Here is a 16,549-nt window from a genome sequence, read left to right on the forward strand (position 1 = left end):
GATGTCAGTAGCCCTACTTAACGCCAATGTTACCACACCAAGCCTCCATGACCAGATTATCGGAGCCCTTCCAGTCCGATATTGGTTCAAGGACGGTACTACCCCCCTCAGCAATAAATGGGTCATTGGCACGGAGAGTGTCGCTGTTCGGAAAAATCCGACGGTCACGATCGATTTCGATCAGTATCTGACCGCGTTTCCGAGCTCGATCAATCTGCTGGACCCTGAGTGCGAGCGCGACCTAATTACGATAAAACTCGTAGTTTACCACAGCCTCGATGACGGGCCAGTAGGGTGGAATAAATCCGCGGCAGGGGCCGCCATCACTTTTCGATTTCACTTGCTGTTCTTGAAATGGCGAATTCAAAACGGAATAGAGAGCTATGCGAAGCTCAACGCTGCCTGGCATCGGCAATTCATAAGAGCGCTCAGCTCAGGTGGCCGCGATGCACTGTTGTCGATGCCGGCGCGAGTCATATCATTGTGCGGTGCATGGGATACAGGCGACGTCGAGCCCTACTTCAACCAGCGTGGTGAGGTAGACGCCAATTTCGTTGCGCACATGTTGGGCCTGCAAGACGCGCGTTCATTAACATCATCCACGCGCGCGACGATGTTTCAGTACATCACTCAGAAGGGTCTCAGATATGCCAGAACTTACAAGATTCCCGAAAAGCCAATCTCGCAAGAAAAAATTGCCGAAGGTTCGGCGCTAGATTTTTTGAAGCCGTGGACCCAGCTTTGGAACCTGCGAGAACTTCTAAGCCACGATCCTATTGGATATCGAGCTCACTTGAACGAACGTGATAGAAGCAGTCAGGTTAAGTGGGCCAAAGCCCGGAAGCGAACCAAAGACGCTCCAGAATACCAGACCAGCTGGCTGATCGATGCTTGTTTGAAACTGGTACACGACGACCTTGTCAAAGAGCTGTTCGATATCGTTGAGAACGGACTAGATCAAACTGGACGCCCGACGGACTTGCAAAGGTTTAAGAAGGTGAACGACCGTTTGCGTCACCTCGGATTTCCAGAGCTCAAGCCGATATACAATATTTCAAGGCGCAGGGGCGACCAACCACACCATCTGGTCACTATACGTACCTTCCTACTTGTTTTTCTCCCAATCTTTTGTTCGGTCGTCATATGTGCGTTTACCGCCAGACGCGATGACGAGCGCAACTGCCTGAAGAAGGACTGCGTCGAAATCGACGCAAACGGGAACATGTGGTTGAACTGTCTTATTGCGAAGAATATCCGCGACGTGGACCGGATACCGATCCCCTCGTCCGTCAAAGCTGCAGTCGACATCGTGCGTCGTCTTCATTCTTATAACAGATTTCGCGAGGACGAGTGGCTTTTCAATATAGCCTGCCCGTTAACGGGCAGGCCAGCCTTGGTTAGTCTCGCAAAAAATCTTAAACGGTCATGTAACTGGCTAGGTGTTCCGCCGCTCGCTAACGGAGAGGCGTGGGTCTTCACCCCCCATCAGTTCCGGAAGTTCTTCGGAACGACATACTTCCATCGTTGGATGTTCCCGAACCTGACCGCGCTATCCTTCCACTACAGACACTTCAACCCGGACACCACCAGAGGATACTTGAAAATGAGGGCAGCGACGGCGTTGCGTTTGGGAGAGGATAAACTGGCAAGGGCCGAAGTCGCGAAAAGAAACATTGAGCGTGAACGCGATACAAACGATGGCAAGTGGCAACTGGTCAGGCACATCATGCAAACGGCGCTCGACGGCGCGAAGTTGGCCGGGTCGGCGGGGCAGCGGATCACCCTGCAGGTCAACGAGTTGAAAGAGAGGTTCCTTCCAGAACTCGAGATAACCAAGGGAGGCTACGACGAACCTGGTTTCGAAGCGGCGTTGGAAAAATTGGTCAGAGCAACGCCGATGCAAGTTCACCCTGAGGGTCACAGCGTATGCCTGTGCAACAACTCGAATGATGACAAGTCGAAGTCGAAGTGCCTTGCCTTGAAGCAGATGCTAACCGGCATGCTCCCAAGCGATAACGCAGAAGTCGACTTCGATTTTGCCGATGACGAGACCTGCCTGTCATGCCCGCACTCAGCTCGTGTTCCTGCCATTTCTCCGTATTGGGAAAACGCTCTGGCGGAAGTGCGGCTGATTGTCAAACTGACCACTGGCGAGCAGAGGGAAGCGATCGAAAGGCGCATCGCGGCTATCGAGGCGTATGCGTAATGGGCCGCCGCAGGAAAGTTCCGAGCGAGACCCAACCCGAGGCGGGAGCGAAGCGCCTCCGGCGAGAAGATCGATCTGATTTTGTCGCCGCCTCCTTCGACGCCAAGCTCAAGGAAATGCGAGCCATTATGAAGGGGTGGCGGAGCGATGGCCGCTCTGCGGAAGCATTTTGGCCGGACAGCAAGGTCGCTTTACGCGAGTGGCACCATCCAGAGAAGGGTATCTTCAGATGGGGCAGCCCCAACATGGACAGCCCTGGCGGCCCACATGAGGATATGGTGAAAGAATGGGTCCGCCTGCTCCAGGAAGCATCGAGTATCCAGATCGGGGTGACTGACCTCAAGGCAGAGAACGACCAGCTGAAGAAGATCAATCGAAAGCTTGGCGAACAACTCGCAACCCGAACTTATCAGGTAATGGAACTGCTGGACGCCGTTGCCACTCTCGACGGCAGCCATCACCTCCTATCAACATACAGTTTAAGAACATGAACGCGTTTGTCTCGACAACGAAGATCGACCATGCGTCGACCGATTTCACAATTGACGAGATTCCGCTTCCCAAGTTCTCCCTTCCCATGAATGATCGGATTGGATGCTCGATGTTCATCCTTCCCTTTCTCCTGGAGAAGGGCATCAGATATAACTCGAAATGGCGATCATTGGAAAAGGCCGCCCTGAATCTCGCAGTCTGGGAAGATTACCTGCATCTACAAGGCGTCGATCCGTTCGACGCAGACGAGCGCCATCTCAAACGGTTCCTTTTGCGCGGCGGCCGGCGGACCGGAAACATTATACCGTTCAACGATTCCGAGTTAACAATCGACGCGACGAACGTGCGGAAACTTTACACAATATTGGCATGCTACGACTTCTGGGAGCGCAAGCGCGGCTTTGTACTAAAAAGATACGCGGGAAGTACCTTGGGGTCGCTCGCCGACAGCCTGTTCACCCGAAAGTCGGGCACGCTCTCCACGACGCCATTCAAGTTTAGCCGGGCACAGGAGAGCAAGACCAAGAAAACGCGAAAGACACCGTCCGATCCCGAGGCGAAGCGGATCATCGCGAAGGCGAACTCGGACAGCGCAAGCGAGAACCGACGTGAAACTTGGTTCCTGATAGCGTCACTGATGCGACATTCTGGTTTACGGGCGGGTGGTTGCGCCAATCTGACCATTGCGGCAATCCTAAACGCCTTTCGTGAGGAAGGTGAGTTTCTGGAAATTCCAGAATACGAAACCGTGTTGCGACGTCACTATCTTCCCGAGAACCGCAAGCTGATCCTCAAAGCGCTCAAGAATTTGGCCGCGCGGGGCATAAAATATCTCTTCTTCGTGGTGACCGAGAAGACGGGGGCAAGGGAAGCCCCGATTTCTATAAATTTGCTCGAGGACATACTTGACTATATATGGACCACGAGAGCGGATTTCGTAAAAAAGCGTTTCAAAATTAGGCAGCACAAGGCACCCGACGAAGTCTTTTTGTCGTATAAGAACAGGGCATTCTCTCAAGAGAGCATCAGCAATAAACTAGGTAAGATTTTTGCGGATTGCTTCATTCCCGGAAGCGGGCACAAGCTGAGGGCGGCTTTTTGCCAAGCTATAGTGAAGGATGTTTACCTTCGTCATCGAAGTATACATGGAAGGGCTTGGCAGGCGAGCATGGTATTGGAAAGAGCCAGGCAGCTGATGGGGCATCGGAACGTCGAAACCCTGCAGCCATACCTCGATGACGTGCTCGCCGAAGAGGCTGAACTCGAAGGCGAGCCGGTGGTAATCCGCGATCCCTCAGACGCTGCTGACATACGGGGAATATCCGAGTCGCTCGACGAGGGTAACGAGTCGTTAAAAGCTGATTTGAAGGCAGTCATGGAAAAACACAACGTGTCTCCGATCGCCGAGCCCGCCAGCGAATATGCGGTCATTTGACTGGGTATTCGCTACGCCGAAATCGCAACCTAGACTACGTGTTCTTTGTATTGCGCGGTTTAAATGCTCAATCATCCGCCGAACCTTGTTTCCGGCAAGCCGCGCACTCCTGCTTGCGAATAGGCCTCCCGCTAAGATGTCGCCGCACTTTCATAAACGGCCACCAACGACACTTCTGGATGACTTGATTGCTCCAGAACGGACATTGAAAGGATAGCCACCTGTTGACAAAGACAATATATCCATTAGTCTGGATATATGGATAGCAATACAGCAATCGCGGCGCTTGCCGCACTCGCTCAGACCACCAGGCTGGAAACGTTCCGGCTTCTCGTCCGCCACGAGCCCGATGGGGTGCCTGCTGGGGAGCTCGCCCGGCTACTCGATGTCCCGCAGAACACCATGTCGGCGCACCTTGCGACGCTGTCACGTGCGGGCTTGGTTTCAAGCGAGCGGCAGAGCCGTTCGATCATCTACCGGGCGGACCTTCAAGGGCTGCGCGACCTGACTCTTTTCATGCTGAAAGACTGCTGCGGCGGCTCGGCGGAACTCTGCGCGCCGCTCATCGCAGAACTCACACCCTGCTGTGCTCCCGAGGTGAAGCTGTCATGAGCGACATCAGGCTGGAGCCAATCCCGGGGAGCGATCCCGAACTGAAACTGGCGCTATCGGTTTCCGGTCTTCCAACCGAAGACCTCGAAGACGCTGGGCGCTCTTTTTTCAGGGCGGTTTGCTCCGATGGCGGCACGGTTGGCTATGCTGGCATCGAGGTGTGCGGCGATGCGGTCCTCCTCCGGTCGATGATCATCTTGCCCGAGCATCGTGGCAAGGCGCTTGGAAAATCGCTGACCGGGGAAACGCTGAAGGCCGTCAATGTGAACTCTGCAGTCTTCCTGGCGACGTCCTCCGCCGCACCGTTCTTCGAAAGCCTTGGCTTCGCTGTGATCGAGCGCGCCGATGTGCCGCCCGCCGTTCTCGCGACCCGTCAGCTGTCGGGCATCTGTCCGGCATCGGCAACGATCATGAAACTCGACAGACCTCCTACCTAACCACGGAAAACGACCATGGCCGACAAGACCTACAACGTGCTCTTCTTGTGCACGGGCAACTCCGCACGTTCTATTCTCGCCGAATCCATCCTCAACAAGGAGGGCGGCGGACGCTTCCGGGCCTTCTCCGCGGGCAGCCAGCCCAAGGGTGACGTCAATCCACATGCCCTGAAGGAATTGGACGTTCTCGGCTATCCGGCATCTGGTTTCTCGTCGAAGAGCTGGGATGTCTTTGCCGAACCGGGCGCGCCCGAAATGGATTTCATCTTTACCGTCTGTGACAGCGCGCACGGCGAAGCCTGCCCGGTATGGATCGGTCATCCGATGACGGCGCATTGGGGTGTCGAAGACCCGGCCGGGGTCGTTGGCTCCGACACTGAAATCCAGCGCGCGTTCGCGACGGCCGCCCGTTTCCTCAAGAACCGCATCATGGCCTTCGTTAGCCTTCCGCTGTCATCGATCGACCGTCTGGCGCTCGAAACGAAGCTCAGCCAGATCGGTGCGATGGAAGGCTCGACGGGAACTCAGGGAAAGACGGCCTGATGTCCACGTTTGAACGCTACCTCACCATCTGGGTCTTCCTTTGCATCGTCGTCGGCGTGGCCCTCGGCCATCTGATGCCCGGCGTTTTCCAGGTCATCGGCGCGGCGGAGGTCGCGAAGGTGAACCTGCCCGTCGCCATCCTGATCTGGCTGATGATCATACCGATGCTCGTCAAGATCGACTTCCGTTCGCTGGCGCAGGTGAGCACCTACTGGCGTGGCATTGGCGTGACCCTGTTCATCAACTGGGCCGTCAAGCCGTTCTCGATGGCGCTGCTCGGATGGCTGTTCGTTGGCTGGCTGTTCCGCCCCTATCTGCCGGCCGACCAGATCGACTCCTACATTGCAGGCCTGATCATCCTGGCCGCTGCGCCATGTACTGCGATGGTGTTCGTCTGGAGCAACCTGACCCGCGGCGAGCCGTTGTTCACGCTTTCCCAGGTCGCCCTCAACGATGCGATCATGGTCGTTGCCTTCGCTCCGATCGTCGCGCTGTTGCTTGGGCTGTCGGCCATCACAGTGCCGTGGGACACCCTCGTACTGTCAGTCGTCCTCTATATCGTCGTCCCGGTCATCATCGCCCAGGTCCTGAGGGGGCGGCTTACCGCGGACGGAACGACAGGGGCGCTGGACGCCATGCTGGCGAGACTTCAGCCGCTTTCGCTGGTCGCGCTGCTCGCGACGCTCGTCCTTCTCTTCGGCTTCCAGGGCGACCAGATCATCGCGCAGCCGACGATCATTGCCCTGTTAGCCGTCCCCATCCTGATCCAGGTCTATTTCAATTCAGGGCTGGCCTATCTTTTGAACCGGATGTCGGGGGAGCGCCATTGCGTCGCCGGGCCTTCGGCGCTGATCGGGGCCAGCAACTTCTTCGAACTCGCGGTCGCGGCCGCCATCAGCCTCTTCGGCTTCCAGTCCGGCGCGGCTCTGGCGACGGTCGTCGGCGTGCTCATCGAAGTCCCGGTGATGCTGTCGGTCGTCTGGATCGTGAACCGTAGCAAGGGCTGGTACGAGGCCGCGCCCGCCGTCTCCCGAAATACTATTACTGAAAGGACATGAGAATGGACGTCACCATCTATCACAACCCCGCCTGCGGCACCTCCCGCAACACTCTGGAGATGATCCGTGCCGCTGGGATCGAACCGACCGTCATCGAGTACGTACAGTCCCCGCCGTCGCGGGACGAGTTGGCAAGGATGATCAATGACGCCGGATTGACCGTCCGCCAGGCGATCCGCAATAAGGGCACGCCTTACGCGGAGTTGAGCCTCGACGATCCGAAGCTGACGGACGACCAGTTGCTCGACGCCATGCTGAAGGACCCGATCCTCATCAACCGTCCGTTCGTCGTCACGCCGCTCGGCACCAGGCTCGCCCGGCCCTCCGAAGTCGTGCTCGACATCTTGCCGGATGCTTTCAAGGGAGAGTTCTTCAAGGAAGACGGCGAGCAGGTTCTCGATGAGGAGGGCAAGCGCATTGTCTGAGACCTTCCCCGCCTTGCAGGAACGGCATCTTCGTCAGCCTGACCTCGACGCGTTGCGTCCAGCGTTCTCGACGCACAAGCCGCGCATCCTGATCCTATACGGCTCGCTCCGGGAGGTGTCCTACAGCCGCCTGTTGGCGCACGAAGCCAGACGTCTTCTCGAGCGCATGGGGTGCGAGGTGCGGATGTTCGATCCGAAGGGGCTGCCGCTTCCTGACGAGGCTCCGGCCAGCGATCCGAAAGTGCAGGAACTGCGCGACCTCTCCCAGTGGTCGGAGGGCCAGGTGTGGGTCAGCCCAGAGCGCCACGGTGCAATGACCGGGATCATGAAATCCCAGATCGACTGGATTCCTCTGTCGCTCGGATCGATCCGCCCGACGCAAGGAAAGACACTGGCGATCATGGAAGTTTCCGGTGGCAGCCAGTCCTTCAACGCCCTGAACCAGATGCGCGTGCTCGGCCGCTGGATGCGGATGATCACCATCCCGAACCAGTCGTCGGTCGCCAAGGCCTACCAGGAGTTCGACGCCGTCGGCAGGATGAAACCGTCATCCTACTACGACCGCGTTGTGGACGTCTGCGAGGAACTGGTGAAGTTCACGCTACTGACACGAGACGCCTCGGCTCATCTGACGGATCGCTACGGCGAGCGGAAGGAACAGGCGGCCGAACTCGAAAAGCGGGTGTCGCTGAGGTCGATTTAGTCACGCCTTTGGCCTTCTGATCGCCAACTATTTGGATGAATGAACCAAGCCCGTCAATGATTTGCCAATAGCGGTCATCGCGCAATCGCAAAGGTCGCTATTGGCAAAAATAACATTCCAAATCCTAGTCCGTTCTTGGACCCTTTGCGGACGTGGCGTAGGCTCACCACGTGTCGTGGCGACTACTTAGATCGTGTTTCCTAAATGGTCTCCGCCTTGGGAGGCTTTTCGAACGCAGCGCGCCTCTCTTCGTTTGCTTTCCTGCGTTTGGCCACTTCCGTACGGAACTCCTCAATCGCGTCGAGATCGCTCTTCATTTCGAGAAGCGTTGGAGCCTGGAGAACTTTCCCGGCGGCCATGTCGTGCCCCGAACGTTCGGAAACGCGCTTCATAGCCCAATACACGCGTTTATAATCCTCGTCCTCCACTGAGACGACCTTTAGGCTTTGGGTTCTCACGTCAGTGTTGAACCGTTCGACGACCTTACCGAGAAGTACTTCCTCCACGAGGCGTTCCCAGCTCTCGCGAAGGTCGGTGTAGAAATCCTTTGCCAGCCGCCTCCATGACTCGTCCGTCTGGTTGTCAATGTCATTGAATGTCTTCAAGCGGTCCCGGAGATTCGCGATCCGCTTGGTGACAGGCTGTGCGATCCATGGTTCGTCGGTCTCACTGATAATCCCGAATCCCGACGCTTCGTTCTTGCTTATATAGTTCCGCACGATCGGAACCGGGGGCATGCTCTGAGCGGCCGCATCCACGATCTCGTTGAAAAAGAGAAGGTTATGCGTAAAAATGATCACCTGTCTTCCGTTTGCGGCTTCACCCACCAATCGGGAAGCCACCTTTCGCACACGCAAGTGGTCTAGCGAAGAGACCGGGTCGTCGATGATCAGACCATGGTGAGATGCATCGCCACCTGCCTCGGCAAGGAAGCAGGCCAAAGCCAGGGCTCGCTGCTCGCCTTCGCTTAGCACGCGGTTGTTTGCCGTGGCCTTCGGTGCCGCAAGCCCAACCTCGAAGTAGCTTTGGCCATCCTGACTACGGTCATTCACCGAGAACGGGATGTGCGAGAGGCCTAGCGCCTGAATCTCATCGAGGATTCTCTTTTCGAGGTCTTCCATAACCAGACTCCGTCGAAGCGCGGTCATCTGCCGCGAGACTGAGCCTGTCTCGACGGCCTCACAACACTTCAAAAGCTTGAGCCGCTCTTCCAGATCGTCCAAACGAAGAAGGACAATGGCCAAATCAGCGGCAAGTTTCTTTCGGTCAGTCAGTTCGTCGCGCCGTTTCCTCGTTGCGGCGCGAGTGGTGTCGTCTTTTGCTGCGTTGTCATCATCGCTGGCTTCAGCAGCCAATTGAGCACATTGCTCGTTGATTGCCGCGGCAAGGGAGGGGGCGAGCGGCACTTCCGGAGCAGCCGAAGCGATAAACGACGATCGGCGGTTCGCCGCTATGGCAAAGTAATCGATGACAACACCAATCACCTCTTTCCTTGCAGGTGAGAGATCGCCGAACTCGCCCAACGCTGCCCGGATTTCGTCGCCATTGGGAATGTTGAGGTCAACAATGGCCTTCTGCGATGCGTTGAGCGTTGTCGCTGCCTGTTGGGCTGCCAAATTCGCCGCTCCTGTCACGAAGGCATTAAAGGACGATATCCGCTCGGCTGCCTTTGCAGTCAAGGGTTCCTGGCAGAGCAGGCAGAGGTCGCCTTCCTTGGATGGTACGTGTTCGTGGTCACCCCCGAGAGTCGCGGCATAGGCACGGGCATAATCGAACATTAGTCGCCACGGTGCTTGCCCCACGTCGGCAAGCGGTAACTTCTCGAACGCCGATGCTGCGGCAAGCTTGGCTGCAGATGCCGTTGATCCCGCCGCCGCGATCTGTTCTGTCAACATCGCCCAAGCACTGTCCGAGAGGCGCGCTTCGACTAGAAGAGCAACGACAGCTATCTTTTCTAACGCGGCCTTCGCTCGACGACGCTTGGCAGCCATTGTAGATGGGTCGCTGGCCAACAGAATTGCCAGCTGTCCGAGTTCCATATTGTCGGCGTCTGAAAATTCGGCTTGAGCTTCGATTTGAGATTTGGAAGGTAGCGCCATCTTCGACTTGGGATCAAGACGTGCGAGGAGAGCGGCCACCGTTCCCGTTGGCGAATATCCTCCAGGTAGCGGGGTCTTTAGTTTGGCTTCGAGCGCCTTTATCTCGGTACGAAACTCGGCCTCCAATTCGCCGCGGTGAGTGCCATGCCGCTCAAGAATAGCGATGTCAGCGGGAAGAAACCCTATCCGGTTCTGTTTGTCGACGTACAAACGTGCGTTAGCGGAGTCGAACACTGATATTCGTGAAATAGGCTGCGGCGTTGGCGTGCCGTCGATCCAGTCGACTTCCTGTGGTTCTGCAGCGCCTTCTTCGATGAATCGGACCTGAACCTCAGCCGGCGGCTTCGTGCCGGCTTCGAATACGTTTCCTAACAGTTCGTCCGACGTCAGACTCCGACAGAGTTTTTTAGTTATCCGGCAGTACCCGCTCTTGCCGCTTCCATTGTCACCGTAAATTAAAGTCAAGCCGTTCAGCGCAAACTTTAGCTTCTGCCCGTCTGCAAGGCGGTTTAAATTTCGGACCGGCCCTAAGGAGCAAAGGATTGCGCGCGATTCCTTCGCAGCTGCCGATTTCAGATGGCTGGAATCAAGCGCTTCATAATCTGGAACAGGGTCCAAAGCGTATCCTGAAGCGAGACGAACGCCTGTGCGGACGTGCTTTTTGTATTCATCATTCAACGAGAACCCTGCTTGTTGAGCATGTCTTCTGAGCGCGTCACGAACCCATGCGGCCTGCTTGTCCGCCCAATCCAACAATCCGTCCGCCATGTCCCCTCCCGATCTTTCGCAACTCCTGCCCCCTTGAGCTGCAATTGCACGCATTGGTTTTGATTATCAGGCGAATCGCGGCATCGCCATACGCTCGTCTCGGGTAGCGGTAGGGATAGTGTGATTGTCAACAGAAGCATTGCTCTAGCCAACATGAGATCGGCAATGTCTGTGTGACCAGCCTCGGTTCACTACTCAGACTTTGTAGCGCTCCGTGTAGACGCAGCCACTGCGATGAACGCACCGATGCCGACTATGCCAAGAAGTGCATTGACGAACAGAGCCGTGGCGATGCCGAGATTCTCCATCGCCGTGGCAAACACGAATGGTGCGGCGGCACCAATCGCCAGCCTTGCCGCAGCCATCTTGCCCGTGATCGCGCCGTAGCCAGCCGACCCGAAGAGATAGAGCGGGAGGCTCCCCTGAGCGACGCTGTTGATCCCTGACCCAAGGCCAAGACAGATGGCGAAAGCCACCGCACCGGGCAGCCAATCACCCGACACCCCGAGTATCACCGCACCGGCGACCATGAGAGCGGCAGAGACAATCGCAAGCGCGGGCACTTCTTCCTAGTGACTACGGACGTGGCAGCCGACCAGTTGCATCGTATTACCCAGCCTAATCGCCCGACGGGACTTTTCGTAGAACTCGAAAGAGGGAAGGTTTGGGTGAAAAGATGGGGCGAAGTCCTTCGAGAAGCCGAAGGACGCCTGAAATTCGTCGGAGACATTCTTGATGTCGAAGTCTCCGACGAGGAGATTGATCAGCGCTTTGCGACCCTCAAAGCATCTATTCTGCGACAAAGGAAAGACCCGGAAACCGATGCCGTGTGATGGCTGCATTGGCTTGGCATGAAGTAAGTATTGAAAACGTCCTTTAGCGTTTTCGCCGGTGGGTAGAGTTCATTGCAGCCACGCAGTCCCCCAACCACCATCCATTCCACAAAATGTCAGGGCCCCAGCAACCAATCGCTCATGGCATTCTGATCCATTGCAACGGCACGGTATAATGCCTTGGACCACCCGTTGATTGGTTCTCCAACCAAAGAACTCTGAATTTTGTGATCGAGCGTTCTTCTGACAGTTACCACGTTATGCCCAGCCAAGTCCTCCTTTAGAGCAGTCAGACTATTCTGCGCGCGCGTAGCATATCGTTCGGGGAGTCCCAATCTAACAAAGTGGCGTTTCAATTGCGCCTTCTCATCGTCTGGGACATCTGCATTGTCGTCTATCGAATACTTTGCAACCACGGCCCGGGGCGCGTAGCGAAGAGTTACCGTGAGAACCGAATGAAGCGAAGTCGGTTCGTGTGCAGGGTGCATAAAGAGTCTGTGTCCTTCAGGAACTGATTTAAAGTACTTCGACTTCTTGCGGTTACACGTTGTGCAGATGTAAATCAGGTTTCGACCATGCAACGCGAACTCGGGGAACTCCTCTTTTGGGAGATAGTGGTCGAGATCAGGATTAGTGTCCAAGGTGCAGTATGGGCACAGATCGGCGTGTCGGCGTGGTAGCGAGTTCGTCATCTCCGCAAGAAGGCGGTTCATGGCGACGGTGCGGTTTTCGAAGGCGTCGATCAACGCATCCTTCGCGGCCTCCGCAAGGCCGATAGGCGCGCGAGCATGAACGTCTGGGGAAGCTTGGTCATAGGCTTCGCACGCAGGAACTATCGTTGCCGAAAGAGGAGTTAGCGTTTGCCGCCTACTAGGTGTGGTCGCGGCAACAAGTCGGTCGTACGATGGCACTCGCTCAGCCACGTAATGTCCAGTTTTCCGCACTTAGTTTGCCTCGTCTTCTTGCTCGATCTCGCGGGCAAACAGATGAGATTGCGCTGGAATGCCTAGCGGATATGGGAAAAGGTCGGCGACGCCCTGCGCGGAGTTGTGGACGTCGAATAAATCATCCAGTACGTGCTTGAAGTCGCGTTCCGCGCCCGACAAATCAAGAACCTTGCGGGTAAGCTCCCCCAAGTCTTCTCCGAAACTTTCGAAAGAAAGAGGATTAACGGCTGGTCTGTTGAGGTTGTCGCGCGTAACTACCCTTACATATCGACTTGGTATTTGCTGCAGCAGAATGGGAGAATGCGTCGCTATGATCGCATAGGAGTCGTATTCCTCCAGTACCCGGGTAAGCGCATCGACGACACTGCTGAGCAGGCCGGGATGTAGGTTCGTTTCAGGCTCGTCAATGAGAAGAAGCGATCCTTCTTCTATGAAGCCGACGATATTGCTAAAAATCGCCGCGACAAGGCGCTGCCCAGCACTCAGCTGCTTTACCGCCTGTTTGCGAGTTTGATCATCCTCCGAAGTCAAGGCCACTGCTTGTTGCTCGTCGAACAATGTCGCGAGCACCAATTCAAGGCGTTCCATGCGATCCGATGCAGCTACTGGCTCTAGCGCCTCGGCCAGCATTTTGTCGACCTCGTTGGCATTAATCGTGCCATCGCGCGTTCGCAGCCCGCAGTACTTGTAGGACGCTCGCGATCGGTACGCGACACCACGCGGTCGTCGTGTCCTTGTCTCTTTGGGAAGAGGAAACTCGTCGAATACATTATAAGAGATTGTGATTACGCGACTGAGCTTGAGATCAGCTGATATCTCCGCCTTAGGCATCGATTTGATCGTTTCTTCATCAAAGACTTCCGCCGCCATGCTTTCGAAAGCCACGCTAGAGAGCAACTGTGTCTTTCCGGTACCGTTGCGGCCAACGAGAAGCATCGTACGATTCGGAAGACCGCCTTGCCCGGTGAAGTCGAAGGTAACTTCGTGCCGACCTGCTGCTCCCGGGAGCTGCATACTAAAGTCGAAATTTGGCGGCTCGACCTCCACAAAGGGAGCTCCAACGTAATAGCCGCCGCGATCCAAGGCATGCCGGGACGATACCTCGCGCATGAAGCTTTTTTCCCAGAGCTCCTGGTTGGTGATAAGAAAGCGGCGCTCCGGGTCGTAGACAATGTCCCCGACCGCCGTCAGATACGCCAGCTGAAGTTCAGGGCTAAGGTCCTCAATGCGGCGGTAATATGCGATTGACTCTCCAAGAGACGCAACGTTGTTGGGTAAAATTTCGAAGAAAGCAGGAGTACTCGCGCGAAATCCGTCGTTGTCCTGCGCAATCTTTACCGGACCTAAATCTACCGCCTCATCGGCGCTGATATGCAGAGTTGCGACGAACCGACAGCGCCATCCGAAGTCGTTCCAGTTATCTTGGTAGAGACCTGCGAACGGATAGTTAATTCTGGCCGATACAGGAGGCTTGGCGGCTTTGTGTACGACGAATTGCATCAAAGACTCGTTTTAAACATTCCTGGTGGGCACGATAGCAGCGCCCAACTCAGATCAATAGCCGCGTGAGTCGTTCTCCACTGTGATTGTATGTTCGCAAACACAGAACTCACGAGAAGATACAGCTTTTGCCCCGACATATTTGACGACCTTGCCCGATAGTTTTCCATCCACGATACGAGCAGGATCGGACTCGAGTAGCGCTTGTCGTCTCATTTCGAAGAGGACAGCCATAACGCGCGGTGTGATTGCCCGTTGATAGAGTTCACAACGGGTCGTCCGATGACGTGACATAGACGGGCGTCTCCGCTTCTCCGTTGTCGGGAGCGCAACTGCCATCTGTGTTTCCTCGAACAATCCCCCCGCCAACGATTATTCGGCGGCCCAACGGCTTAAAACCGACTTCGTCGAGCGCCGCGCCAACAGATTTTCTTGCCTCCCTGGCGGCTACAGATTCCGCTGGTGGTAGCCGTCGGGGACCTGAAGTCTTTCGGCGTCGGTGTCTTTTGACCATCACATCCCCGCTCGCCGAGGCATCTTGGCGAGGCTGACCCAAGATGTCCGATGCCTCTTAACGATATCCCTTACCTCTTCCCCCGACAGTTCCTTGGCGAGCATTAACTGCTCGACGAGCTGGTCCAGTACGGCGCGCTGTCTCCGAACAATGGACCGCGCTCTCTCGAATTGCTGCTCAATGACATCATGAATTCTTTTCCGAAGTTCCGGATTTGAATCGCGCAGCTGTTCAAGCCGTCGCGGTCGGCAATCTTCAACCGCCAGCGTGTGTCCCATTCCAAGGCCGCTCTCGAGGATGGTTGCCAACCGCGTGACTATACTTAGATCAGCGGCCTCGGGACCGGCCGCACCGCAATCGAAAGAATCGAAGACCTCAGTCTCCGCCGCGACCCCGCCGAGAAACACAGCAATCTCATCCAGGAATTCCGAACGCGTTCTTCGTCTCACCGAAGGAAATGCGTAGCGAGTGTACCCAAGTTGAGACTGACCATTGAAGACCCCATGAGACGTGACGGAAACCTTAACCAATTCCCCAAACTTCAACTCCGCTGCGACCAGTGAATGCCCTGCCTCATGGACCGCCGTCGCATAGATATGCTCCTCAGGCAGCGCTACCACAGGGCGCAGATGCTCCATTATGTGCGACGCGGCTAAATTTGCGCATTGTCGCCGTGCCGTCCTCTCCGCGTCATTTATGAGCAGCTTGATGTCGGCTCCTGCAAACCCTTCCGTGGCCAGATCGAACACGATCGCCTGTTCTGCGTCGAGTTCGACGCCGCTGTAATATCGGACGATTGATCGCCTAGCCGGGGCGTCGGGAAGCGGAACCTGGAGGTGTCTATTAAGGCGTCCCGCGCGACGTATGGCAGGGTCGACACGGTCAGGATAATTGCACGCCCCCAGCACGACCACACCGACACGTCGTTCGAAACCGTCAAGCAATTGCAGGAGACCGGTGATGACACCCGTCATGTAACTCTGGTGGTGATCCCCGGTGTTTCGATCACCGAACGCATCGAGTTCGTCTAAGAACAGGATGGACGGTGCCTTGGAAGCGGCATCGTCAAACGCATTACGCATCTCTTTCAAGAGCGCATCCATGGAGCCTTTCTCCTGCCATGAGGCAAAGGAGCCATAAACGATTGGCACATCGCAAGTGTTCGCCAGCGCGCGCGCGAATAGCGTCTTACCGGTGCCCGGCGGTCCTGACAGCAAAGCGCCGCTATCGACGCGATCCCAAGCGATATTGCCGGCCTTGTAGTCGGCGAGATCGGTTGCCAATTCCGTCCCCCACGCGACCGCGGGACCGAGACCGTGCAAATCCGAAAGCTTGGACCCGCCCGTATTGGGCGTGGGAGTGGCACCCGATGTCGATATCGTCGAAACGCGCTGCAGTCTATCGAATGCGATCAACGGCGATCGACGCAATTGGAACGCTCTCTCTAGCCGCGTCCAAGACTCAGTGAGAAGCAGATCGACGTACCTGTTATCGAGAGGCACGTTGAACCGGCGAAGCGCCGCCTCCGCGTGCCTCCGGGTCCTGATGGGCACGTCTAAGATGGCATCGGCGGAAAGCTTTTCCTCATCGGTAGCCTTGTACCCAACAGGTTTGAAATAAACGACTCGCTCGCGTTCGGACACCAGTCCTTGTTGTCGTTGCCAGCGTTTCGATAGCTCGTGCACAAAGGGGCGATCCTCGTCGCCCAAACGTCCGACGAAAATTCTGCCCGCAGTTTGAAAGACCTCAAAGTCGTAGTCTTCATGCGGACACAGTATGACGTTGAAACCCGCACAGTCCCTATTCCATGGCCGGAGGACAGCCGCAATCGCGCAGTACGCCATATAGACGGGTATGGTAATTTCCGAGGCGTCGGTCCACGGTACGCGATGCGATTTTCCGGAGCGCTTTGTCATTTATCATTCCAGTGTGGCAACACCGAGCCCAGCAACATTGTTCGATCGATAATCGCTGGCG

The 16,549-nt window shown here is 56.2% G+C and carries 14 protein-coding genes and 1 pseudogene; 10 read left to right on the top strand and 5 right to left on the bottom strand.

Annotated features, from left to right (window positions below; translation table 11 throughout):
- The first annotated feature begins 1 nt into the window (after position 1).
- The 9 genes from AC27VQ_RS03875 (at position 2) to arsH (ending at position 7,911) form a co-directional block, all read left to right on the top strand.
- Positions 2–2,206 carry a hypothetical protein gene (locus AC27VQ_RS03875; RefSeq protein ID WP_488715297.1) on the top strand — a complete coding sequence of 735 codons (2,205 nt, stop codon included), beginning with the start codon at positions 2–4 and terminating at the stop codon, positions 2,204–2,206.
- Positions 2,206–2,697 carry a hypothetical protein gene (locus AC27VQ_RS03880; protein WP_130521195.1) on the top strand — a complete coding sequence of 164 codons (492 nt, stop codon included), beginning with the start codon at positions 2,206–2,208 and terminating at the stop codon, positions 2,695–2,697. Before AC27VQ_RS03875 ends, AC27VQ_RS03880 begins: the two co-directional genes overlap by 1 nt.
- Positions 2,694–4,133 (top strand): hypothetical protein, encoded by a 1,440-nt coding sequence (locus AC27VQ_RS03885; RefSeq protein ID WP_488715298.1) that lies wholly within the window; start codon positions 2,694–2,696, stop codon positions 4,131–4,133. Before AC27VQ_RS03880 ends, AC27VQ_RS03885 begins: the two co-directional genes overlap by 4 nt.
- A 258-nt stretch (positions 4,134–4,391) precedes the next feature.
- Complete coding sequence (locus tag AC27VQ_RS03890; protein ID WP_488715299.1) at positions 4,392–4,745, top strand: ArsR/SmtB family transcription factor; 354 nt, start codon at positions 4,392–4,394, stop codon at positions 4,743–4,745.
- Positions 4,742–5,182 (top strand): arsenic resistance N-acetyltransferase ArsN2, encoded by a 441-nt coding sequence (gene arsN2 / locus AC27VQ_RS03895; RefSeq protein ID WP_488715300.1) that lies wholly within the window; start codon positions 4,742–4,744, stop codon positions 5,180–5,182. Before AC27VQ_RS03890 ends, arsN2 begins: the two co-directional genes overlap by 4 nt.
- A gap of 15 nt (positions 5,183–5,197) precedes the next feature.
- The gene (locus AC27VQ_RS03900) at positions 5,198–5,725 is read left to right on the top strand and encodes an arsenate reductase ArsC (protein WP_130521187.1); all 528 of its coding nucleotides are present in this window, start codon (positions 5,198–5,200) and stop codon (positions 5,723–5,725) included.
- Positions 5,725–6,783 (top strand): ACR3 family arsenite efflux transporter, encoded by a 1,059-nt coding sequence (gene arsB / locus AC27VQ_RS03905; protein WP_130521185.1) that lies wholly within the window; start codon positions 5,725–5,727, stop codon positions 6,781–6,783. The genes AC27VQ_RS03900 and arsB overlap by 1 nt, the downstream gene beginning before the upstream one ends.
- Positions 6,784–6,785: 2 nt before the next feature.
- Complete coding sequence (arsC, locus tag AC27VQ_RS03910; RefSeq protein ID WP_130521183.1) at positions 6,786–7,208, top strand: arsenate reductase (glutaredoxin); 423 nt, start codon at positions 6,786–6,788, stop codon at positions 7,206–7,208.
- The gene (gene arsH, locus AC27VQ_RS03915) at positions 7,183–7,911 is read left to right on the top strand and encodes an arsenical resistance protein ArsH (RefSeq protein WP_488715301.1); all 729 of its coding nucleotides are present in this window, start codon (positions 7,183–7,185) and stop codon (positions 7,909–7,911) included. Before arsC ends, arsH begins: the two co-directional genes overlap by 26 nt.
- A 200-nt stretch (positions 7,912–8,111) precedes the next feature.
- On the opposite strand, the gene AC27VQ_RS03920 is transcribed toward arsH, so the two are convergent.
- Both AC27VQ_RS03920 and AC27VQ_RS03925 read right to left on the bottom strand, forming a co-directional pair.
- Positions 8,112–10,778: an AAA family ATPase gene (locus AC27VQ_RS03920; RefSeq protein WP_488715302.1), complete on the bottom strand. Its 2,667-nt coding sequence runs from the start codon at positions 10,776–10,778 to the stop codon at positions 8,112–8,114.
- A 191-nt stretch (positions 10,779–10,969) separates the two neighbouring features.
- Positions 10,970–11,338, bottom strand: a pseudogene (locus AC27VQ_RS03925) (arsenite efflux MFS transporter ArsK); the annotation flags it as partial.
- Positions 11,339–11,362: 24 nt separating this feature from the next.
- Between AC27VQ_RS03925 and AC27VQ_RS03930 the strand changes: the two are divergent.
- Positions 11,363–11,611 (top strand): hypothetical protein, encoded by a 249-nt coding sequence (locus AC27VQ_RS03930; RefSeq protein WP_488715303.1) that lies wholly within the window; start codon positions 11,363–11,365, stop codon positions 11,609–11,611.
- Positions 11,612–11,727: 116 nt separating this feature from the next.
- Here AC27VQ_RS03930 and AC27VQ_RS03935 read toward each other — a convergent pair whose 3' ends face one another.
- The 3 genes from AC27VQ_RS03935 to AC27VQ_RS03945 form a co-directional block, all read right to left on the bottom strand.
- A complete protein-coding gene (locus AC27VQ_RS03935) occupies positions 11,728–12,357 on the bottom strand; it encodes a hypothetical protein (RefSeq protein WP_130521171.1) in 630 nt (209 codons plus the stop codon).
- A gap of 198 nt (positions 12,358–12,555) precedes the next feature.
- Positions 12,556–14,058 (bottom strand): AAA family ATPase, encoded by a 1,503-nt coding sequence (locus AC27VQ_RS03940; protein WP_488715304.1) that lies wholly within the window; start codon positions 14,056–14,058, stop codon positions 12,556–12,558.
- Between the two features lie 513 nt (positions 14,059–14,571).
- Positions 14,572–16,488, bottom strand: a complete 1,917-nt coding sequence (locus AC27VQ_RS03945) for an AAA family ATPase (RefSeq protein WP_488715305.1) — start codon at positions 16,486–16,488, stop codon at positions 14,572–14,574.
- Positions 16,489–16,549: the final 61 nt, after the last annotated feature.

This window comes from Shinella sp. 20P9.1.1 (assembly GCF_057798995.1).